Origin of the sequence: Streptomyces achromogenes (genome assembly GCF_030816715.1) — a bacterium.
GTDB lineage: Bacteria > Actinomycetota > Actinomycetes > Streptomycetales > Streptomycetaceae > Streptomyces > Streptomyces achromogenes_A.
On record NZ_JAUSYH010000001.1, the window covers coordinates 5,073,759 to 5,092,706 of the forward strand.

Annotated in this window: 15 protein-coding genes and 1 pseudogene; 15 read left to right on the top strand and 1 reads right to left on the bottom strand. The window is 71.8% G+C overall.

Annotation, left to right across the window (positions count from 1 at the left end; translation table 11 throughout):
- The first annotated feature begins 311 nt into the window (after positions 1-311).
- From QF032_RS22840 to QF032_RS22860, 5 genes are all read left to right on the top strand, one after another.
- Complete coding sequence (locus QF032_RS22840) at positions 312-1,448, top strand: LLM class flavin-dependent oxidoreductase (RefSeq protein WP_307045205.1); 1,137 nt, start codon at positions 312-314, stop codon at positions 1,446-1,448.
- Complete coding sequence (locus QF032_RS22845; protein ID WP_307057283.1) at positions 1,445-2,053, top strand: FMN reductase; 609 nt, start codon at positions 1,445-1,447, stop codon at positions 2,051-2,053. Before QF032_RS22840 ends, QF032_RS22845 begins: the two co-directional genes overlap by 4 nt.
- 204 nt (positions 2,054-2,257) lie before the next feature.
- Entirely contained in the window at positions 2,258-2,980 is a 723-nt protein-coding gene (locus QF032_RS22850) for a response regulator transcription factor (protein WP_307045207.1), read from the top strand.
- An 11-nt stretch (positions 2,981-2,991) separates the two neighbouring features.
- Entirely contained in the window at positions 2,992-4,473 is a 1,482-nt protein-coding gene (locus tag QF032_RS22855) for a sensor histidine kinase (protein ID WP_373430370.1), read from the top strand.
- Between the two features lie 235 nt (positions 4,474-4,708).
- Positions 4,709-7,234, top strand: a complete 2,526-nt coding sequence (locus QF032_RS22860; protein ID WP_307057285.1) for a SpoIIE family protein phosphatase — start codon at positions 4,709-4,711, stop codon at positions 7,232-7,234.
- A gap of 305 nt (positions 7,235-7,539) precedes the next feature.
- Here QF032_RS22860 and QF032_RS22865 read toward each other — a convergent pair whose 3' ends face one another.
- Positions 7,540-8,181, bottom strand: coding sequence for a hypothetical protein (locus QF032_RS22865; RefSeq protein ID WP_306949871.1), 642 nt, complete (start codon positions 8,179-8,181; stop codon positions 7,540-7,542).
- A gap of 393 nt (positions 8,182-8,574) precedes the next feature.
- Between QF032_RS22865 and hemL the strand changes: the two genes are divergently transcribed.
- The 10 genes and pseudogenes from hemL (at position 8,575) to QF032_RS22915 (ending at position 18,849) form a co-directional block, all read left to right on the top strand.
- Positions 8,575-9,894, top strand: a complete 1,320-nt coding sequence (gene hemL, locus QF032_RS22870) for a glutamate-1-semialdehyde 2,1-aminomutase (RefSeq protein ID WP_307045209.1) — start codon at positions 8,575-8,577, stop codon at positions 9,892-9,894.
- The gene (locus QF032_RS22875; RefSeq protein WP_306949869.1) at positions 9,891-10,601 is read left to right on the top strand and encodes a histidine phosphatase family protein; all 711 of its coding nucleotides are present in this window, start codon (positions 9,891-9,893) and stop codon (positions 10,599-10,601) included. The genes hemL and QF032_RS22875 overlap by 4 nt, the downstream gene beginning before the upstream one ends.
- Before the next feature lie 208 nt (positions 10,602-10,809).
- Positions 10,810-12,135: a hypothetical protein gene (locus QF032_RS22880; RefSeq protein ID WP_307060337.1), complete on the top strand. Its 1,326-nt coding sequence runs from the start codon at positions 10,810-10,812 to the stop codon at positions 12,133-12,135.
- Positions 12,136-12,201: 66 nt separating this feature from the next.
- Positions 12,202-12,804: a TlpA family protein disulfide reductase gene (locus QF032_RS22885; RefSeq protein WP_306949868.1), complete on the top strand. Its 603-nt coding sequence runs from the start codon at positions 12,202-12,204 to the stop codon at positions 12,802-12,804.
- A gap of 1 nt (position 12,805) precedes the next feature.
- The gene (locus QF032_RS22890) at positions 12,806-13,579 is read left to right on the top strand and encodes a cytochrome c biogenesis CcdA family protein (RefSeq protein ID WP_373430371.1); all 774 of its coding nucleotides are present in this window, start codon (positions 12,806-12,808) and stop codon (positions 13,577-13,579) included.
- A 3-nt stretch (positions 13,580-13,582) separates the two neighbouring features.
- On the top strand, positions 13,583-15,340 hold the full coding sequence (resB, locus tag QF032_RS22895) for a cytochrome c biogenesis protein ResB (RefSeq protein ID WP_307045210.1): 1,758 nt from the start codon (positions 13,583-13,585) through the stop codon (positions 15,338-15,340).
- Positions 15,337-16,470 (top strand): c-type cytochrome biogenesis protein CcsB, encoded by a 1,134-nt coding sequence (gene ccsB, locus QF032_RS22900; protein WP_307057287.1) that lies wholly within the window; start codon positions 15,337-15,339, stop codon positions 16,468-16,470. Before resB ends, ccsB begins: the two co-directional genes overlap by 4 nt.
- A gap of 120 nt (positions 16,471-16,590) precedes the next feature.
- Positions 16,591-16,737: pseudogene (locus tag QF032_RS22905) on the top strand (RNA polymerase sigma factor); the annotation flags it as partial.
- A gap of 638 nt (positions 16,738-17,375) precedes the next feature.
- Entirely contained in the window at positions 17,376-17,837 is a 462-nt protein-coding gene (locus QF032_RS22910) for a nucleoside deaminase (RefSeq protein WP_307045211.1), read from the top strand.
- A gap of 16 nt (positions 17,838-17,853) precedes the next feature.
- Positions 17,854-18,849: an isopenicillin N synthase family dioxygenase gene (locus tag QF032_RS22915; protein WP_307057288.1), complete on the top strand. Its 996-nt coding sequence runs from the start codon at positions 17,854-17,856 to the stop codon at positions 18,847-18,849.
- Positions 18,850-18,948: the final 99 nt, after the last annotated feature.

Below are 18,948 nucleotides of genomic sequence, written 5' to 3' on the forward strand. Positions count from 1 at the left end.
GCCGGTGGTGCGCGTGGTGCGGCCGATGCGGGTGGTGTCGGTGCGGGTGGTGTCGGTGCGGCCGGGCAGCAGTGACCAGAGGGGGAGCGACCGGGGCGGGCCGCCGGGAACGCCGGGGGCGGGTCGCCGACGGCAGTCATGGGCTGGTTGCGGAGGAACAGCCATGGGCCGGCCCGCGAGGCGATAGCCGTGGGCGGGTCGCGAGGGAGCCGCGCGGGATGGCCGTGGGCGGGTCGCGAGGGAATAGCCGTGGGCGGGTCGCCGTTCTCCGGGTATAGTTGAAGCGTCAACAACCTGGAGGGTGAGCGACCATGCAGTTCGGGATCTTCAGCGTCGGCGATGTCACGCCGGACCCCACCACGGGCCGTACGCCGACCGAGCGCGAGCGGATCAAGGCCATGGTCGCGATCGCGCTGAAGGCGGAGGAGGTCGGCCTCGACGTCTTCGCGACCGGCGAGCACCACAACCCGCCGTTCGTGCCCTCGTCCCCGACCACCATGCTCGGCTACATAGCCGCGCGGACCGAGAAGCTGATCCTCTCCACCTCCACCACCCTCATCACCACGAACGATCCGGTGAAGATCGCCGAGGACTTCGCGATGCTCCAGCACCTGGCCGACGGGCGCGTGGACCTGATGATGGGGCGCGGCAACACCGGCCCGGTCTACCCCTGGTTCGGCCAGGACATCCGCGAGGGCATCAACCTCGCCATCGAGAACTACGCCCTGCTGCGCAGGCTGTGGCGCGAGGACGTCGTCGACTGGGAGGGGAAGTTCCGCACCGCGCTGCAAGGCTTCACCTCCACGCCCCGCCCGCTGGACGACGTGCCGCCGTTCGTCTGGCACGGCTCCATCCGCTCGCCCGAGATCGCCGAGCAGGCCGCGTTCTACGGCGACGGCTTCTTCCACAACAACATCTTCTGGCCCGCCGACCACACCAAGCGGATGGTCGAGCTGTACCGGGCCCGGTACGCGCACTATGGGCACGGCACGCCCGAGCAGGCGATCGTCGGACTCGGCGGCCAGGTGTTCATGCGGAGGAACTCGCAGGACGCGGTGCGCGAGTTCCGGCCGTACTTCGACAACGCGCCGGTCTACGGGCACGGGCCGTCCCTGGAGGACTTCACCGACCAGACCCCGCTGACCGTCGGCACGCCGGAACAGGTCATCGAGAAGACCCTGTCGTTCCGCGAGTACGCGGGCGACTACCAGCGTCAGCTGTTCCTCCTGGACCACGCCGGGCTGCCGTTGAAGACCGTGCTGGAGCAGCTCGACCTGCTCGGCGAGGAGGTCGTGCCGGTACTGCGCAAGGAGTTCGCCGTGGGCCGTCCGGCCGACGTGCCGGACGCGCCGACCCACGGGTCGCTGCTCGCGGGGAAGCAGGCCGCGGGGACCGGCGGCACCGACGGGACCGGCGGGGGCAAGGCGGAGAAGGAGGTCGTGGCATGAAGCTCGTCGTGGTCTCGGCGGGGCTGAGCGTCCCGTCGTCCACCCGGCTGCTGGCCGACCGGCTCGCCGGGGCGGTGCAACGGCACGCGTCCGTGGACGTCGAGGTCGTGGAGCTGCGCGACCTGGCCGTCGAGATCGCCCACCACTTCACCAACGGCTTCCCCGGACGGCGGCTCGCGGCCGCGCTGGAGGCGGTGACGGCGGCGGACGCACTGATCGTCGTCACCCCGGTGTTCTCCGCGTCCTACAGCGGCCTGTTCAAGTCCTTCTTCGACGTGCTCGACCCGGACGCGCTGGCCGGCAAACCGGTGCTGGTCGCCGCCACGGGCGGCTCCGCACGCCACTCGCTGGTGCTGGAGCACGCCCTGCGGCCGCTCTTCTCCTACCTGCGTGCCGTCGTCGTCCCGACGGCCGTCTACGCGGCCTCGGAGGACTGGGGCGCGCAGGGCCTGCCGGAGCGGATCGACCGCGCGGCGGGCGAGCTGGCCGCGCTGATGACGGGCCTGTCGACGCCGTCGTCGCCGTCCCGGCTGGCGAGGGCCGACCAGGACGAGGTCACGGTGGTGCCCTTCGCCGACCAGCTGGCGGCACTGGCCGCCCGGTGACCGCCGGCCACGCCGCCCCTCCGAGTGCCGGCGCCCGGTGACCGCTGCCCACGCCGCCCTCCGAGCGCCGGACGGGGAGACCCGGCCGGTCCGGGGGGCGTCGGCGTGTGGCACGTCCACCCGGACGGTGAGAGCCGAGTAAGAAGGGCGACTGGAGGACCGTCCCCCCGGCCCAACCGCCGGCGGCCTTGGCAGACTGGGCAGGTGCCTCCCACCGTGCTGCTCGCCGAAGACGACCGTGCCATCCGCAACGCCCTGGAACGCGCCCTGGCTCTGGAGGGCTACCGGGTCACCGCGGTCGCCGACGGGGTCGAGGCGCTGGCACAGGCCCATAAGAACCCGCCGGACGTGCTCGTCCTCGACGTGATGATGCCCGGCATCGACGGCCTCCAGGTCTGCCGGGTGCTGCGCGCCGAGGGCGACCGCACGCCCGTCCTGATGCTGACCGCGCTGGTGGAGACCGCCGACCGGATCGCCGGACTCGACGCGGGCGCCGACGACTACGTCGTCAAGCCGTTCGACGTCGAGGAGGTCTTCGCCCGGCTGCGGGCGCTGCTGCGCCGGACCAGCCCCGACACGGCCGTGCCCGCCGCGACTGTCCCCGACGCCCCCAAGCCGACGGCGGAGCGCCACGTGGAGGCGGCCGGGCTGCGCATGCACCCGCAGGCGCGGCGGGCCTGGCGGGGCGGGCGGGAGCTGGAGCTCACCCGCACCGAGTTCGAGCTGCTGGAACTGCTGGTGCGCAACGCCGGGATCGTCCTGGACCACTCCACGATCTACGACCGCATCTGGGGTTACGACTTCGGCCCCGGTTCCAAGAACCTCGCCGTCTACGTCGGCTACCTGCGCCGCAAGCTCGACCAGCCCGGCGCGCCGCAGCTGATCCACACCGTGCGCGGCGTGGGTTACGTGCTGCGCGAGGACTGAGGGCCGCGCGGGTGAGCCGTCAGCGCCCGGTGCTGCGCCGGCTGCTGCCCTCGTTCCCGTCCCGGCCGCGGCCGAAGCTGGTGTCGCTGCGCACCACCTTCGCGGTGTCCTTCGCGGCGGTGACGGCCGCCGTCACCGTCCTCGTCGGCGTGCTGTCCTACTCGGCGGCCGCCCGGCTGGTCCGGGTCGACCAGGAGTCGGTGTTCGACGAGGTCGTGCAGGACCTGCGGGACGAGGTGCGCGACCAGCGGATGGCGCCGGAGGACTTCTCCTCGGCCGAGCCCGGGCACGACATCGTGCGGCCGGCCCGCACGGACGTGCAGGTGCTCGGCCCGAACGGGACCGTCGTGGACGGCGGCACCCCCGGGCTGCCGGTGGTGGCCGCCGACCGCACGGTGGCGGGCGCCGCCGACGCCGGGGAGATGGCCGAGCACAAGGACGTCGACGTCGGCAACGACGTCTACCGCATCGCGACCGTCTCGCTCGGCGGCGGGCGGGGCGCGGTCCAGGTGGCGCAGGAGTTCAGTGACACCGAGGACCTGCTGCGGGCGCTCCAGCAGCGCACGCTGATCCTGATGGCCGCGGTCGTGACGGCCGCGGGGCTGTTCGGCTGGTGGCTGGCCCGGCGCATCACCCACCGCCTGGTGATCCTCACGACCGCCGCCGAGAACGTCGCCCGCACCCGGCGGCTCGGCGTGCAGGTGCCCGTCACCGGCCACGACGAGGTGGGCCGGCTGGGCCGCGCGTTCGACCGCATGCTGGGCCGGCTGGCTCAGTCGGAGGAGGACCAGCGGCGGCTCGTCCAGGACGCGGGGCACGAACTGCGCACGCCGCTGACGTCGCTGCGGACCAACATCTCCCTGCTGCACCGCATCGACGAGCTGCCGCCGGACATCCGCGACGAGCTGGTGGCGGACCTCGGCCAGGAGGCCCGGGAGCTGACCGACCTGGTCAACGAGCTCGTCGACCTCGCGGCCGGCCAGTCCGACGCCGAGCCGCCGCGCAAGCTGGACCTCGCCGACCTCGCCGAGGAGGTGGCGGCCCTCGCCCGTCGCCGCACCGGACGGCAGATCGTGCTCCGGGCGTCCGGCGACACCAGCTCCTACGGGCGGCCCGGCATGCTCCAGCGGGCGGTGTCCAACCTCGTGGAGAACGCCACCAAGTTCGACCGGGACGGCCGTGCGCCCGTCGAGATCGCCGTCACCGGGCCCGCCCGGCCGGGCGTCGTCCGCGTCGAGGTCCTCGACCGCGGGCCCGGCATCGCCGAGGCCGACCTGACACGCGTCTTCGACCGCTTCTACCGCGCCGCCGACGCCCGTTCCCGGCCCGGATCCGGCCTCGGTCTGTCCATCGTGCGCGAGGTGGCGCTGGCCCACGGCGGCGCGCCGTTCGCCGCGCGGCGCGCGGGCGGCGGCTCGGTGATCGGCTTCACCGTGGGCGGCAGCCTGCCGGAGGGGCGCCGGGGCCCGGAAGAAGCACCGGAAGGGGTGTGAGCGACGGGGCCCCGATCACCGTCGGACCCGATCGCCGTCGCGACCGGCCGCCACTGCGACGGACCGCCGTCACGACGGACCGCCGGTGACCCCACCGCCGTCGGGAGGGGGCGCTGTTGCTCCTGGCCGCCGGCGGCCGGGCGGCCCCGGCGCTGTCGCGGAAATGTGAGTTATTCCGTGTATGTGTGTATGTGCCGGGGAATGATACGGGTTACGCATTCCGCGGGAGAGTGAGATGAGCGAGGCATCGAGGGCCGGTGGCGAGGTGCTCACCGCGCGGGTCACCGTCGACGAACAGGGCGCTGTCACGGGCTGGAACGCGGGCGCCGTACGACTGCTGGGCTACACCTTGGAGGAGGTCGTCGGCCGCCCGGCCGCGACCCTGCTCGCCCACACCCCGCCCGCCCTGGACCTCCCGCCCGCGACCACCCAGCCCTCGGCCGTCGCGCCCCCCACCGACCCGCCCGCCACAGGCGTACCCCCCACAGACGTGCCCCTGGCCGGCTCCTCGACCGCCGGGCTCGCCCTCGCCGACCTGCCGCGGTGGCACGGGGTGCTCGTGCTGCGGCGCCGGGACGGCCGTCCCGTGGAGGTCAGGGTCGTCGCGCATCACCGGACCCGGGACGACGGCGTCCGGGACTGGCTGCTGGTCTGCGCGGTGCCGGGATCGCCGCCCCGGACCGACGAGGAGGCGCTCATGCGGTGGGGTTTCCTCGAGTCCCCCTGCTGCGCGACCTCGGTGCACGACACGGACCTGCGCTTCTGCCGGTCCAACCGGGCCGCACAGCGCGCGCTCGGCCTGGGCGAGGAGTATCTGCGCGGCCTGCGGATCACCGACGTCCTGCCCACGGCGTCGGCGCGGGACGTCGAGCGTCTGATGCGGCGGACACTGGAGACCGGTGAGCCGCGGCACGTGGCGAACGTCGCGCGGGCCCCCGGCGAGAGCCGGCAGCACGCCTGGGCGGTCGATCTCTACCGGGTGCAGGACGCGGACGGCCGGGTCCTGGGTGTGGCGTCCACCGGGCACGACATGACGGAGCAGCACCGGGCCCGTCAGCGCCTCCAGCTGATCGCCGAGGCCAGCACCCGGATCGGCAGCACCCTCGACGTGACCCGGACGGCACAGGAGCTGGCCGACGTGGCCGTGTCGGGCCTGGCCGACTTCGTCAGCGTCGACCTGCTGACCTCGTTCGAGGCGGGGCAGGAGGAGACCACGACCGGCGGGCCCCTGCCGCTGCGCCGGGTCGCCCACCGGTCGGTGCTGCCGGGCGCCCCGGAGGCCGTCCTCCAGCCGGGCGACGTCGACGTGTACCCGGAGAGCTCGCCGCCGGCCGAGAGCCTGCGCACGGGACGGGCCGTTCGCCGTCAGGTGACCGAGTCCGCCATCGCCGCCTGGGTCGCCGGGGACTCGGTGCGCACGGCTCGCATCCGGGACTTCGGTCTCCACTCGGTGATCGCCGTCCCCCTGACGGCGCGCGGTACCGCGCTGGGCGTCGCCGTCCTCGTCCGGCACCGGCGTCCGGAACCGTTCCAGCACGACGACGTGGTGCTGGCCGAGGAGCTGGCGGCCAAGGCGGCGGTCTGCATCGACAACGCCTGGCGTTACACCCGCGAGCGCCGGACGGCCGTCACCCTGCAGCGCAGCCTGCTGCCGCAGCGGCTGCCCGAGCAGTCCGCGATGGAGATCGCCTCCCGCTATCTGCCGTCCGACGCGCGTGCCGGGGTGGGCGGCGACTGGTTCGACGTGATCCCGCTGTCCGGGGCCAGGGTCGCGCTCGTCGTCGGCGATGTCGTGGGCCACGGCATCCACGCCTCGGCGACCATGGGGCGGCTGCGCACGGCCGTGCGCACCCTCGCCGACATCGACCTGCCCCCCGGCGAACTGCTCACCCACCTCGACGACCTGGTGGGCCGGCTGGCCACCGAGGCCGACACGCTCGGTGACGAGGGGACCGCGGGCGACGTCGGGGCGACCTGCCTGTACGCCGTGTACGACCCGGTGACGCGCCGCTGCACGCTGGCCAGGGCCGGCCACCCGCTGCCCGCCGTCGCGCGCCCGGACGGCACGGTGGAACTGCTGCCGCTGCCCGCGGGGCCTCCGCTGGGCCTGGGCGGGCTGCCCTTCGAGGCGCTCGAGACGGAACTGCCCGAGGGCAGTCTCCTCGCCCTCTACACCGACGGCCTCATCACCTCCCGGTCCCGCGACAGCGACGTCGACGACGGCGCCGCCCGCCTGTGCCGGTCCCTGACCGCCCCGGCGGCCTCCCTGGACGTCATGTGCGACGCGGTCCTCGACAGCCTGCTGCCCCGGACGCCCGCCGACGACGTGGCGCTCCTCCTCGCCCGCACCCGGGTGCTGGACGCCTCCCGCGTCGCCACCTGGGACGTGGACGCCGACCCGGCCGCGGTCGCCGACGCCCGGAAGAAGGCGGTGGGCCGGCTGGCGGACTGGGGGCTCGCCGACGCCGCCTTCGTCACCGAGCTGATCGTGAGCGAGCTGGTCACCAACGCCATCCGGCACGGCGAACCGCCCGTCCAGTTGCGGCTCATCCATGACCGCACCCTCATCTGCGAGGTCAGCGACGCCGGCGGCACGGCGCCCCACATGCGCCGTGCCCGCACCTACGACGAGGGCGGCCGCGGACTGCTCCTGGTCGCCCAGCTGTCCCGGCGCTGGGGCGCCCGCCCGGGCGCCAAGGGCAAGACGATCTGGGCGGAGCAGGAGATCGGGGGGCCGGAGGGCGAAGGCGCCTGGAGCTGAGCCCGGCCCCTGCCCCGCCTGCCCGGAGCGGGGGGTCGGTCAGTCATCCTTGCGGGCCACTCCGCCGTAGATGCCGATGGGCGGGGTGCGGCTTGCTCGTGTCGATCCGCAGAGAGGGACCGTCGTCGCCGCCGAGGGCAGAGGACATGGCGCGGGGCTCCGTCCATGAGTGACTGTCAGATCGCCATCCTGACACGCCCCGCCCCGTCATCACCGCCGGGCGGCCCATCACCTGCACCTGAACCCACCGCCGAAAAAGGCCAGTTGGCCGAAGACCCACGATCCCGCGGGCGCCGGAAACCGCCTCACGGCCAGACGAGGCAGTACGGCTGGTGTCCCGCTTCGTGCAGCCGGTGTGAGAAGTCCTGCCACTCGTGCAGGAGTTGGTACACGTTGAAGGCGTCGCGGGGGCCGCCGCGGTCCGGGACCGTCGACCAGATGAAGGCGGCCGCGCCGACCGCTTCCTCGCCGATGTCGCGCAGGGGGTCGACGACGGTCATGGGGAGCTTCACGACGGCGTAGTCGGGGTGGAGGACGACCAGCTCCAGCGGGGGCACCTTGTGCAGGGGGACGCCTTCGATGCCGGTCAGGACCATCGCGGCCATGGTCTCCGGCTTGATCTTGGTGAACATGCCGTTCATGCCGAGCTCGTCGCCGCCGAGCTCTTCGGGGCGCATCGAGATCGGGACGCGGGCCGCCGTGGCGCCGTCCGGCGCGCCGAAGTACTTGTACGTCACCCCCACCCGACCACCATTCCTGCTTCCCGCCTCGAGACGGTCGACCTGGTCGACCCGCCGGTCGACCCGCTCGGACTCGCTCGATGCGCCTTGTGCCTGCGTCTGTCGTGCTTCGCCGCTTTCCTCCGCGTTGCGCCGGTGCCTGCCCCGCCGGGCACGTCGAGGACCCAGGTCGTCAGTCCCCTCGCCCAGTCCGCCACCGCGATGCATATCTCCACCCGACTGCTTTTCTAGGACGCGCCGGCGCCGCCGCGCAACCCGATCATCGTGTCAGTGACCTCCCCCACGGCCGCCCGCCGAAACGTGCGGTGAAACACCTGTCCGCAGGAAACTCGCAGTCCCTCGACACACGGTCGGTGAGAGCTACGTCTGTCAGGCCCGTTCCGACTCAGTTTCGCAGATGGTGAAGCGGCCGGCGGAGCCGCGTACGCCGCGGCCTGGCCGTGGAGGGGGCCGCGACCGCGGCACGGGCCCGGTCCGGGCGGCCGCCGTCGCGGCCGGCGACGGCACGCCCCATGGGGCCCGTCCGTCGCTGGCCTACCCTGGGAGGTCACTGGCAACCGGAGTCCAGCAAGTCGGAGAAGGTCGGAGAAGTCGCAGGTCATGAGCGAACTGCCCTATTCATACGATGCGCCCGTCTCGCAGGCGCTGTTCGACCGTGCGTCCGTGGTCACGCCGGGCGGCGTGAACTCGCCGGTGCGCGCGTTCCGCGCCGTGGGCGGCACGCCGCGGTTCATGGTGTCCGGCGCCGGCCCGTATCTGACGGACGCCGACGGGCGGGAATACGTCGACCTGGTCTGCTCCTGGGGGCCCATGATCCTCGGGCACTCGCACCCCGAGGTGATCGCCGCCGTGCAGGCGGCCGTCACCCGCGGCACCTCCTTCGGCACGCCCGGCGAGGGCGAGGTCGCGCTCGCCGAGGAGATCGTGGCGCGGGTCGGGCCCGTGGACCAGGTGCGCCTGGTGTCCAGCGGCACCGAGGCCACCATGTCGGCCATCCGGCTCGCCCGCGGCTTCACCCGGCGCACCAAGGTGATCAAGTTCGCCGGCTGCTACCACGGGCACGTCGACTCGCTCCTCGCGGCGGCGGGCAGCGGGGTCGCCACCTTCGCCCTGCCCGACACCCCGGGGGTCACCGGCGCGCAGGCCGGCGACACGATCGTCCTGCCGTACAACGACCTGGAGTCCGTGCAGGAGGCCTTCCACCGGCATCCCGGTGAGATCGCCTGCGTGATCACCGAGGCCTCGCCCGGGAACATGGGCGTCGTGCCGCCGCTGCCCGGGTTCAACCAGGGTCTCAAGGACGCCTGCCGGGCCAACGGCGCGCTGTTCGTCTCCGACGAGGTGATGACGGGCTTCCGCACCAGCCGCTCCGGGTGGTTCGGGATCGACGGGGTCACGCCCGATCTGATGACCTTCGGCAAGGTCATGGGCGGCGGCTTCCCCGCCGCGGCGTTCGGCGGGCGGGCCGACGTCATGGAGCACCTCGCGCCGGCCGGGCCCGTCTACCAGGCCGGGACGCTCTCCGGGAACCCGGTCGCCACCGCGGCCGGCCTGGCCCAGCTCCGGCTCCTCGACGACGCCGCGTACGTCAAGGTGAACGAGGTCTCCACGCGGATCCAGTCGCTGGTGTCCGAGGCGCTGACCAAGGAAGGCGTCGCGCACACGCTGCAGAGCGCCTCCAACATGTTCTCCGTCTTCTTCACGGACCGTCCCGTCCGCGACTACGAGGACGCCAAGGCGCAGGAGTCGTTCCGCTTCACCGCCTTCTTCCACTCGTTGCTGGCGAACGGCGTCTACCTGCCGCCGTCGTCCTTCGAGTCCTGGTTCGTGTCCACGGCCCACGACGACACGGCCGTCCAGAGAATCGCCGACGCCCTCCCGGCGGCGGCCCGAGCGGCTGCGGAGGCCACGGCGGAATGAGCACCTTCGAGAATTCCGGGAAGAACGGCGCCGCCCAGGACATCACCGTCGTCCACGTCATGCGGCACGGCGAGGTTCACAACCCCGACGGCGTGCTCTACGGCCGTCTCGACGGCTACCACCTCTCCGAGCTGGGCCGGCAGATGGCCGACCGGGTCGCCGAGCACCTCGCCTCCCGCGACGTCACGCACGTCGTCGCCTCCCCGCTGGAGCGGGCGCAGGAGACGGCGACCCCCATCGCGAAGGCGCACGGGCTCGACCTGTCCACCGACGCGCGGCTCCTGGAGGCCGAGAACGTCTTCCAGGGCAAGACGTTCGGGGTCGGGGACGGGGCGCTGCGCCGGCCGGAGAACTGGAAGCACCTCGTCAACCCGTTCAAGCCGTCCTGGGGCGAGCCCTACGTCGACCAGGTCGTGCGGATGATGGGCGCGCTGGACGCGGCGAAGGACGCGGCCCGCGGGCACGAGGCCGTGCTGGTCAGCCATCAGCTGCCGATCTGGATCGTGCGGTCCTACGTCGAGCGGCGGCGGCTGTGGCACGACCCGCGCAAGCGGCAGTGCACGCTGGCCTCGCTGACGACGTTCACGTACCAGGGCGACCGGATCATGTCGGTCGGGTACACCGAACCGGCCCTCGACCTGGTGCCGGCGCACCTGCGCGCCGGAGCCAAGCCGGTGCAGGGCAAGGGCAAGGCCTTCGGCGCATAACGGGTGGTGGCGGGGGATGGGGGCCGCCCTGCCGAGGCGGGGTGACAGGTGGTGACGGCCGCCCGGCCGGGCGCTCCGGTCCGCCGGGCCCGGCCGCGTGGCTGAAATCCCCCTTCTGTTACCGAATCCGGAACTATCGACGGAACCCTGTCGTTCATCATGTCCTCTGAATGGGTGACCACCTGAGGATCTGATGAACGAGGACGCCATGCGCACGATCACCCGAAGGGGAGCACTCGGACTCGGGGCCGGAGCCGCGGCCGTGGCCGGACTGGCCGGCTGCGGCAGCCTCACGAGTTCGGACGACCCCTCCCCCGCCGGTGATGCGAAGAAGGGCGCCAAGGGCGGCGGCTCCGGCAGCCCCCGTCCGAAGGCCGACGCCCGCCCCCTCGGTGACGGCTCCACGTCCTTCACCGGCAAGCAGCCCCACCAGCCGGCCAAGCCGGTGCCGCTCCAGCCCGGCGAGGAGCCGCCGCAGTTCGTGGTCTTCTCCTGGGACGGCGCGGGCGAGGTCGGCAACGGACTCTTCGACCGCTTCCTCGACCTCGCCAAGGCGCACGGCGCGAGCATGACGTTCTTCCTCTCCGGGCTGTATCTGCTGCCCGAGTCGAAGAAGCGGCTCTACGACCCGCCGAACAACCCCCGCGGCGCCTCCGACATCGGCTATCTCACCGACGAGCACGTCAAGATGACGCTCGCGGGAGTGCGCCGCGCCTGGCTCGAGGGGCACGAGATAGGCACCCACTTCAACGGCCACTTCTGCGGCGAGGGCCACGGCTCGGTCGGCAAGTGGACGCCGGCGCAGTGGCGCAGCGAGATAGACCAGGCGAAGAAGTTCGTGAAGGAGTGGCGGACCAACACCGGCTGGACCGACCTGCCCGCGCTGCCCTTCGACTACGACAAGGAACTCGTCGGCGGCCGCACGCCCTGTCTGCTCGGCCAGGACAACCTGCTGCCCACCGCCCGCGCCCTCGGCTGGCGCTACGACGCCTCCTCGCCGGGCGGCCGTCAGGTGTGGCCGAAGAAGAGGGGCGGGCTCTGGGACCTGCCGTTGCAGCAGATACCTTTCCCGGGCCGCAGCTTCGAGGTCCTCTCGATGGACTACAACATGCTCGCCAACCAGTCGGTCAACTCGACCAAGGCGCCCGCCCACAACTACCCGGGCTGGCGGCAGCAGTCCGCCCAGGCCTACATACAGGGATTCAAGCGGGCATTCGAGACGAACCGAGCGCCCTTCTTCGTCGGCAACCACTTCGAGCAGTGGAACGGCGGCATCTACATGGACGCCGTCGAGGAGGCCTTCAAGCACATCGCGCGCGAGAAGGAGAAGGGCGCGGACGTGCGCATCGTCTCCTTCCGGCAGTTCGTGGACTGGATCGACGTCCAGAAGCCCGAGGTGCTCGAGAAGCTGCGCACCCTCGAGGTCGGGCAGCAGCCGGCCGGCGGCTGGAAGACGTTCCTGGCCGCGACCCCGAAGACGCCGAAGTCGCCGACGGCTCCGAAGTCGCCGACGGGCTCCGCGTCTGCCGCCTGAAATGCGGTTTTCCCCCCGCAAGGGGGGTGCGCAAGATCCTCAGAACGGGCATGCGAAACTTTTCACATGAGTGCCGCATGGATCCGTCCGCGCCGCCCCGCAGTCCTCGGCGCGGGCGCCGTCGCCGCCGCGTTGCTGCTGTCCGCCTGCGGCTCCGGCGGCACGTCGGGCGGGGGCGGCGGCACCAACTTCGTCCTCGGCAAGGACGGCATCTCCACCGCCGAGAAGGGGCAGCGGGCGCAGGTCCCCGACCTGTCGGGTGAGACCGTCGCGGGCAAGCAGCTGGACGTCGCCTCCTTCAAGGGCAAGGTCGTCGTCCTGAACGTGTGGGGCTCCTGGTGTGCCCCGTGCCGCGCCGAGGCGCCCAACTTCGAGAAGGTCTCCAAGGACCTGCGGGGCAAGGGCGTGCAGTTCGTCGGCATCAACGTCGCCGACCCCCAGGCGCGCAGCGCCCTCGCCTTCGAGGAGCAGTACGGCGTCACCTACCCCAGCCTGTACGACCCCAGCAGCAAGCTGATCCTCCGCTTCCGCAAGGGCACGCTCAACCCGCAGGCCATCCCCTCCACGCTGGTCATCGACCGGGAGGGGAAGATCGCCGCCCGCTCGCTGGCCGCGCTCAGCGAGGAGAAGCTGCGCAAGATGATCGCCCCGATCCTCGCGGAGAAGTGACGTGAGCGCGCTCACCACGTTCGCCGCCGCCACCGACCCGAACCAGACGGTGATGAGCGGCGCCCTGCTGCTCGCCCTGCCGCTGGCCCTGCTCGGCGGTCTCGTCTCCTTCTTCTCGCCCTGCGTCCTGCCGCTCGTGCCGGGTTATCTCTCCTACGTCACCGGCGTGACCGGCACCGACCTCGCCGAGGCCCGGCGGGGACGGATGGTCGCCGGCGCCTCCCTGTTCGTCCTCGGCTTCACCGCCGTGTTCGTCTCCGGCGGGGCCCTGTTCGGGTACTTCGGCCAGACGCTCCAGGAGAACCAGGGCGTCCTGTCCAAGGTGCTGGGCGTGCTCATGATCCTCATGGGTGTCTTCTTCATGGGCCTGATGCCCTGGATGACGCAGCGGGAGTTCCGTTTCCACCGCAGGCCCGTCGCCGGGCTCGTCGGCGCACCCTTCCTCGGCGCCCTGTTCGGCATCGGGTGGACCCCCTGCATCGGTCCGACCCTCGCCTCCGTCATCGCCCTCTCCTCCCAGCAGGGGAGCGCGGGCCGCGGTGCCATACTGACCGTCGCCTACTGCCTCGGCCTCGGCGTGCCGTTCGTGCTCGCCGCGGTCGCCTTCCGCAAGGCGCTCGGCGCCTTCGGCTGGGTCAAGCGCCACTACGTCTGGGTGATGCGGATCGGCGGCACGATGATGATCGTGACCGGTCTGCTGCTGCTGACCGGCGCCTGGGACCGCATCGTGCAGGACATGCAGTCCTGGTCCGCCGGCTTCACTGTGGGGATCTGATCCATGAGCAAGAGCACGGCCAACGCCGGCCCCGGTGAGACGCCGGCCGCCGAGGAGCAGGGCCTCGGCGCCGCCGGCTCCCAGCTGTCGACCGCGCCCGCGGACTCGCTCGCCGACATGCCCGGCCTGGGCGTCGTCGGCTGGGCCCGCTGGTTCTGGCGTCAGCTCACCTCCATGCGGATCGCCCTGCTGCTTCTGCTGCTGCTCGCGCTCGGGGCGATCCCCGGCTCGCTGATCCCGCAGTCCGGCAACGACGAGACGAAGGTCGCCGACTTCCGCCGGGCCCACGAGAGCCTCGCGGTCGTCTACGACCGGCTCGGTCTCTTCCACGTCTACAGCTCGGCGTGGTTCTCCGCGATCTACCTGCTGCTGTTCATCTCCCTCGTCGGCTGCATCGTGCCCCGCACCTGGCAGTTCGTGGGTCAGCTGCGCGGCCGCCCGCCGGGTGCGCCGAGGACGCTGACCCGGCTGCCGGCCTACACGACCTGGCGTACGCGGGCCGAGCCGGAGCAGGTGCGCGAGGCCGCGGTGGCACTGCTGAAGAAGCGCCGCTTCCGCGTCCACGCGAGCGGGGACGCCGTCGCCGCGGAGAAGGGCTATCTGCGCGAGGTCGGCAACCTCGCCTTCCACATCGCCCTCATCGTGATGCTGGTCGCCTTCGCCTGGGGCCAGCTCTTCAAGTCCGAGGGCAACAAGCTCCTCGTCGAGGGCAGCAGCGGCTTCTCCAACACCCTCATCTCCTACGACGACTTCAAGTCCGGCAACCTCTTCGACACCGACGACCTGAACCCGTTCAGCTTCTCCCTGGACAAGTTCACCGGCACCTACGAGACCTCGGGCCCCAACACCGGCACCCCGCGCACCTACCAGGCCGCCCTCACCTACAGCGTGGGCGCGTACGGCAAGGACGCGAAGACCCTCGTCAAGGTCAACCACCCGCTGGAGATCGACGACTCGAAGGTCTACCTCACCGCCCACGGCTACGCCCCGGTGATCACCGTCCGCGACGGAAAGGGCAAGGTCGTCTTCCACGACGCCGTCCCGCTGCTGCCGCTCGACTCCAACGTCACCTCATCGGGCGTGATCAAGGTCCTCGACGGCTACCGGAACGCCCGGGGCGTCAGCGAGCAGCTGGGCATCTCGGCGTTCTTCCTGCCGACGTACACGCCGGGCAGCGAGACCGCCTCCACGTTCCCGTCGCTGCGCAACCCGGTGCTGAACCTGACGCCCTACCACGGCGACCTCGGCGTCAACTCGGGCATCCCGCGGAGCGTGTACCAGCTCGACAAGGCCCATATGAAGGAGTTCAGGGACTCCAAGAACGCGCAGCTGCGCGAGAACCTGAAGCCCGGCGAGACGATGACCCTCCCCGACGGGGCGGGCACGGTCACCTACGACAGCACCCGGCAGTGGGCCAACTTCCAGATCACCCAGCAGCCGGGCAGCGGCTGGGCGCTGGGCGGCGCGATCACCGCGATCTTCGGGCTCGCCGCCTCCCTGTTCGTCCAGCGCCGCCGGGTGTGGGTGCGTGCCGTGCGGGGCGCGGACGGCGTGACGGTCGTCGAGATGGCCGGCCTCGGCCGCAGCGAGTCCGCCAAGGTGCCCGAGGAACTCGGCGCTCTCGCCACGACCCTGTACGACCAGACCCCCGGGGCGCCCGACCCCGCGGACGACTCGGGCGACTCACCCGGATCCACCGACCCCCACGCCGTATCCACCGACCCCCACGTCGTACCCGCCGAAAAAGGGGCTGAGCAGTGACTCTCGCCGCCGCGACCGAGTTGGCCGCCGCCACCAACGAACATCTCGCGAGCATCAGCAACACGCTGATCTACTCGTCGATGGCCGTCTACACCCTGGCCTTCTTCGCGTACATCGCCGAATGGCTCCTCGGCAGCCGCAGCAAGGTCGGCCGGACCGCCGCCGCGCTCACCGCCCAGCAGGGCGCGAAGGCGAAGGGGCCGGCCGTCACCGTGACGAAGGGCGGCTCCACCGCCGTCCTGGAGCGGCCGCAGGTCGTGGTGCGCTCCGCGGCCGGCGCGCGTGACGTGCCCGACGGGCCGGGCGCGCACGGCGGCGACGAGCAGGGCGACATGTACGGCCGCATCGCCATCTCCCTCACGGTGCTCGCCTTCCTCGTGGAGGTGGGCGGCGTGGTCGCCCGTGCGGCCTCGGTGCAGCGGGCGCCGTGGGGCAACATGTACGAGTTCAACATCACCTTCTCCACGGTGGCCGTCGGCGTGTACCTCGGCCTGCTCGCGCTGAAGAAGAACGTGCGCTGGCTCGGCCTGTTCCTGATCACCACGGTCCTGCTGGACCTGGGCCTCGCGGTGACGGTCCTCTACACGGCGAGCGACCAGCTGGTCCCCGCCCTGCACTCGTACTGGCTGTACATCCACGTCTCCACCGCGATCTTCTGCGGCGCGGTGTTCTACGTCGGCGCGGTCGCCACGATCCTGTACCTGTTCAAGGACTCCTACGAGAACAAGCTCGCTACCGGCGGCAAGCCCGGCAGGTTCGCGAACTCGGTCCTGGACCGGCTCCCCGCCTCCGCCTCCCTCGACAAGTTCGCCTACCGCGTGAACGCCGCCGTCTTCCCCCTGTGGACGTTCACGATCATCGCGGGCGCGATCTGGGCGGGCGACGCGTGGGGCCGCTACTGGGGCTGGGACCCCAAGGAGACCTGGTCGTTCATCACCTGGGTCGCGTACGCCTGCTACCTGCACGCCCGCGCCACCGCCGGCTGGAAGGGCCGCAAGGCCGCCTACCTGGCGCTGCTCGCCTTCGGCTGCTGGCTGTTCAACTACTACGGCGTCAACATCTTCATCTCCGGCAAGCACTCCTACGCCGAGGTGAAGACCCTGGGCGCGCTGACCGGCATCACCTTCTGAGCCGACCTGCCGAAGGCCGGTTCCTGTGACCTGGGTCACGGGAACCGGCCTTCGGCGTACGGACAGGTAGATGGGCGTGGCGTGGATACGAACCCGAGTACCCCGAGCGCTCGGCGAGCGCTGAGAAAACGCATCCGCGCGGGGGACCACGACGCCTTCGGCGATCTCTTCGACGCCTACGCCCGCTCCGTCTACAACCACGCCTACCGGCTCACGGGGGAGTGGACGGTCGCCGAGGAGGTCGTCTCGCTGACCTTCCTGGACGCTTGAAGGCAAGGTCGCGAGGATTTTGGCTCCGTAGCCCGCCGACAGCGGCCACCGCGTCGAGGGGCCGGCGGGCTTGTCCACGAGCAGCGTTGTTCCAGGCTTCGCTGCGGGGGTCGTGTCCCGAGAATCCTGTTCACGAAGGGCTGGCACGCAACTACTCACCGGGGTGGCTGCCTCTGACGTGCGTGATGAGGTCTGGCTCGCCCAGCTCCTGGCGATGGATCCGTCCCCGACCTCGGACAACACCTTCTGCGGCGAGCCGCTTCCGCAGCTGCCGGGGTGCCGCTGTGTCTTCGAAGCCCTCGCTGAGGCCGCGGCGTCGGAACCGTCGTGGACTTGTCGTACCGGTGGCCACCGCGCGTAACTGTCTCCGCATGTCGATGCACCTCTCGACTGCGTTGCGACGGCGGTACTGGGCCTTGCCGAAGGTCGAAGGCCGGGGCCGGGGCCGGCGCTTTGCGCTCGTGCAGCCGCACCGTACGAGCGTCCTGGCCGGACAACCACGAGAGCCACCCGGCCCGCCAAGAGCCGTCAGAAACGGCCCGGTCCGGTCACGGCACCAGGAGGATCGGGCGTCGGGCGTCCCGGACGAGTGGTCCGGCGTTGCCCCCGGCCGCCCGTCGCAGCAGCATGAGCCCATGGATCACCTTCTGGATCGGCCGACCGCCCGGACCTGGCTGGCCACCGCCGTCGCCGAGGCGCGGGCCGGACTCGCCGAGGGCGGCATCCCCGTCGGCGCGGCACTGTACGGCCCGGACGGCACGCTTCTCGGCCGCGGCCACAACCGCCGCGTCCAGGACGACGACCCCTCCCTGCACGCCGAGACGGCAGCCTTCCGCGCGGCGGGCCGGCAGCGGTCGTACCGCGGCACGACGATGGTGACGACCCTCTCCCCGTGCTGGTACTGCTCCGGTCTGGTCCGCCAGTTCGGCATCTCCCGGGTGGTCGTCGGAGAGGCGACGACCTTCCGGGGCGGCCACGACTGGCTGGCGGAGCACGGCGTGCAGATCGTGCTGCTGGACGACGCCGAGTGCGTCGCGATGATGCGCGACTTCGTCGAGAGGAACCCGGCCCTGTGGAACGAGGACATCGGTGAATGACTCAGTGAGCGATTCCGTGCGGGATTCCCTGAGCGGCCCCGCCGCCCGACGGAGTCCGCGCATCCCCACCATCGACCTGCGGCCCTGGCTGGACGGCGACCCCGGCACCCGCGCCGCGACCGCCCGCACCGTCGACGAGGCCCTGCAGACCGCGGGCTTCCTGCTGGTCACCGGTCACGGCGTCGACCCCGTGCTGCGCCACCGTGTCCGGGAGGCCGCCCGCGCGTTCTTCACCCTTCCCGCCGAGGCCAAGCAGCCGTACGCAGCGAAGGTCGGCGGCCGCGGCTGGCTGGGACCCGGCGCAGAGGCCAACGGCTACGCGGAGGGCACCGAGACGCCCCCCGACCTCAAGGAGTCCCTGACCTTCGCCACCCATGAGCCCTTCGACGACCCGGTGATCAACGCCGAGTGGTACGCGCCGAACGTCTGGCCCGCGCAGACGCCGCAGCTCCGGGCACTGTGCGAGGAGTACCTGGAGCGGATGGCCGACCTGGAGAAGGAACTGCTGTCCCTGCTCGGCGGGGCCCTGGGCCTCGAACCGGACTTCTTCTCCCGCCACATGGACCACCCCACCTACGGCTTCAACATCAACTGGTACCCGGGGACCGACGTCGTCGGCGAGCCGCAGCCCGGTCAGTTCCGCATCGGTCCGCACACCGACTTCGGCACCGTCACGATCCTCGACCGGCAGGTCGGCAAGGGCGGGCTCCAGGTCTGGACGGACGCCGGCGGCTGGGAGGACGCGCCCTTCGACCCGGCCGCCTTCACCGTCAACGTCGGTGATCTGCTGGCCCGTTGGACCGGCGACCGCTGGCGCTCCGGGCGGCACCGGGTCCTGCCGCCCCCGGCCGACGAGCCCGCCGAGGAGCTGATGTCCCTCGTCTACTTCGGCGAGTGCACCCCGGGGACGCTCGTGGAGTCGGTGCCCGCGCCGGTCGGCAGGGTGGCGTACGAGCCGGTCGACTCGCATGTCTACCTGCGCGAGAAGCTGAACTCGATCACCGTCGGCTGACCTGCGTCCCGTTTCCGGCCGGAAACACACATCCCACGGTGGGGCCCTGTTCCCACCTGCGGAAACAGGCGGTGTTTCCATCCGCAACACCCTTGGTCC

Excerpts from the sequence above, each read along its gene's own strand:
- QF032_RS22840 (WP_307045205.1), top strand. The coding sequence starts at position 312 with ATGCAGTTCGGGATCTTCAGCGTCGGCGATGTCACGCCGGACCCCACC.
- QF032_RS22845 (WP_307057283.1), top strand. The coding sequence starts at position 1,445 with ATGAAGCTCGTCGTGGTCTCGGCGGGGCTGAGCGTCCCGTCGTCCACC.
- QF032_RS22860 (WP_307057285.1), top strand. The coding sequence starts at position 4,709 with ATGAGCGAGGCATCGAGGGCCGGTGGCGAGGTGCTCACCGCGCGGGTC.
- QF032_RS22865 (WP_306949871.1), bottom strand. The coding sequence starts at position 8,181 with ATGCATCGCGGTGGCGGACTGGGCGAGGGGACTGACGACCTGGGTCCT.
- hemL (WP_307045209.1), top strand. The coding sequence starts at position 8,575 with ATGAGCGAACTGCCCTATTCATACGATGCGCCCGTCTCGCAGGCGCTG.
- QF032_RS22875 (WP_306949869.1), top strand. The coding sequence starts at position 9,891 with ATGAGCACCTTCGAGAATTCCGGGAAGAACGGCGCCGCCCAGGACATC.
- QF032_RS22880 (WP_307060337.1), top strand. The coding sequence starts at position 10,810 with ATGCGCACGATCACCCGAAGGGGAGCACTCGGACTCGGGGCCGGAGCC.
- QF032_RS22885 (WP_306949868.1), top strand. The coding sequence starts at position 12,202 with ATGAGTGCCGCATGGATCCGTCCGCGCCGCCCCGCAGTCCTCGGCGCG.
- resB (WP_307045210.1), top strand. The coding sequence starts at position 13,583 with ATGAGCAAGAGCACGGCCAACGCCGGCCCCGGTGAGACGCCGGCCGCC.
- QF032_RS22910 (WP_307045211.1), top strand. The coding sequence starts at position 17,376 with ATGGATCACCTTCTGGATCGGCCGACCGCCCGGACCTGGCTGGCCACC.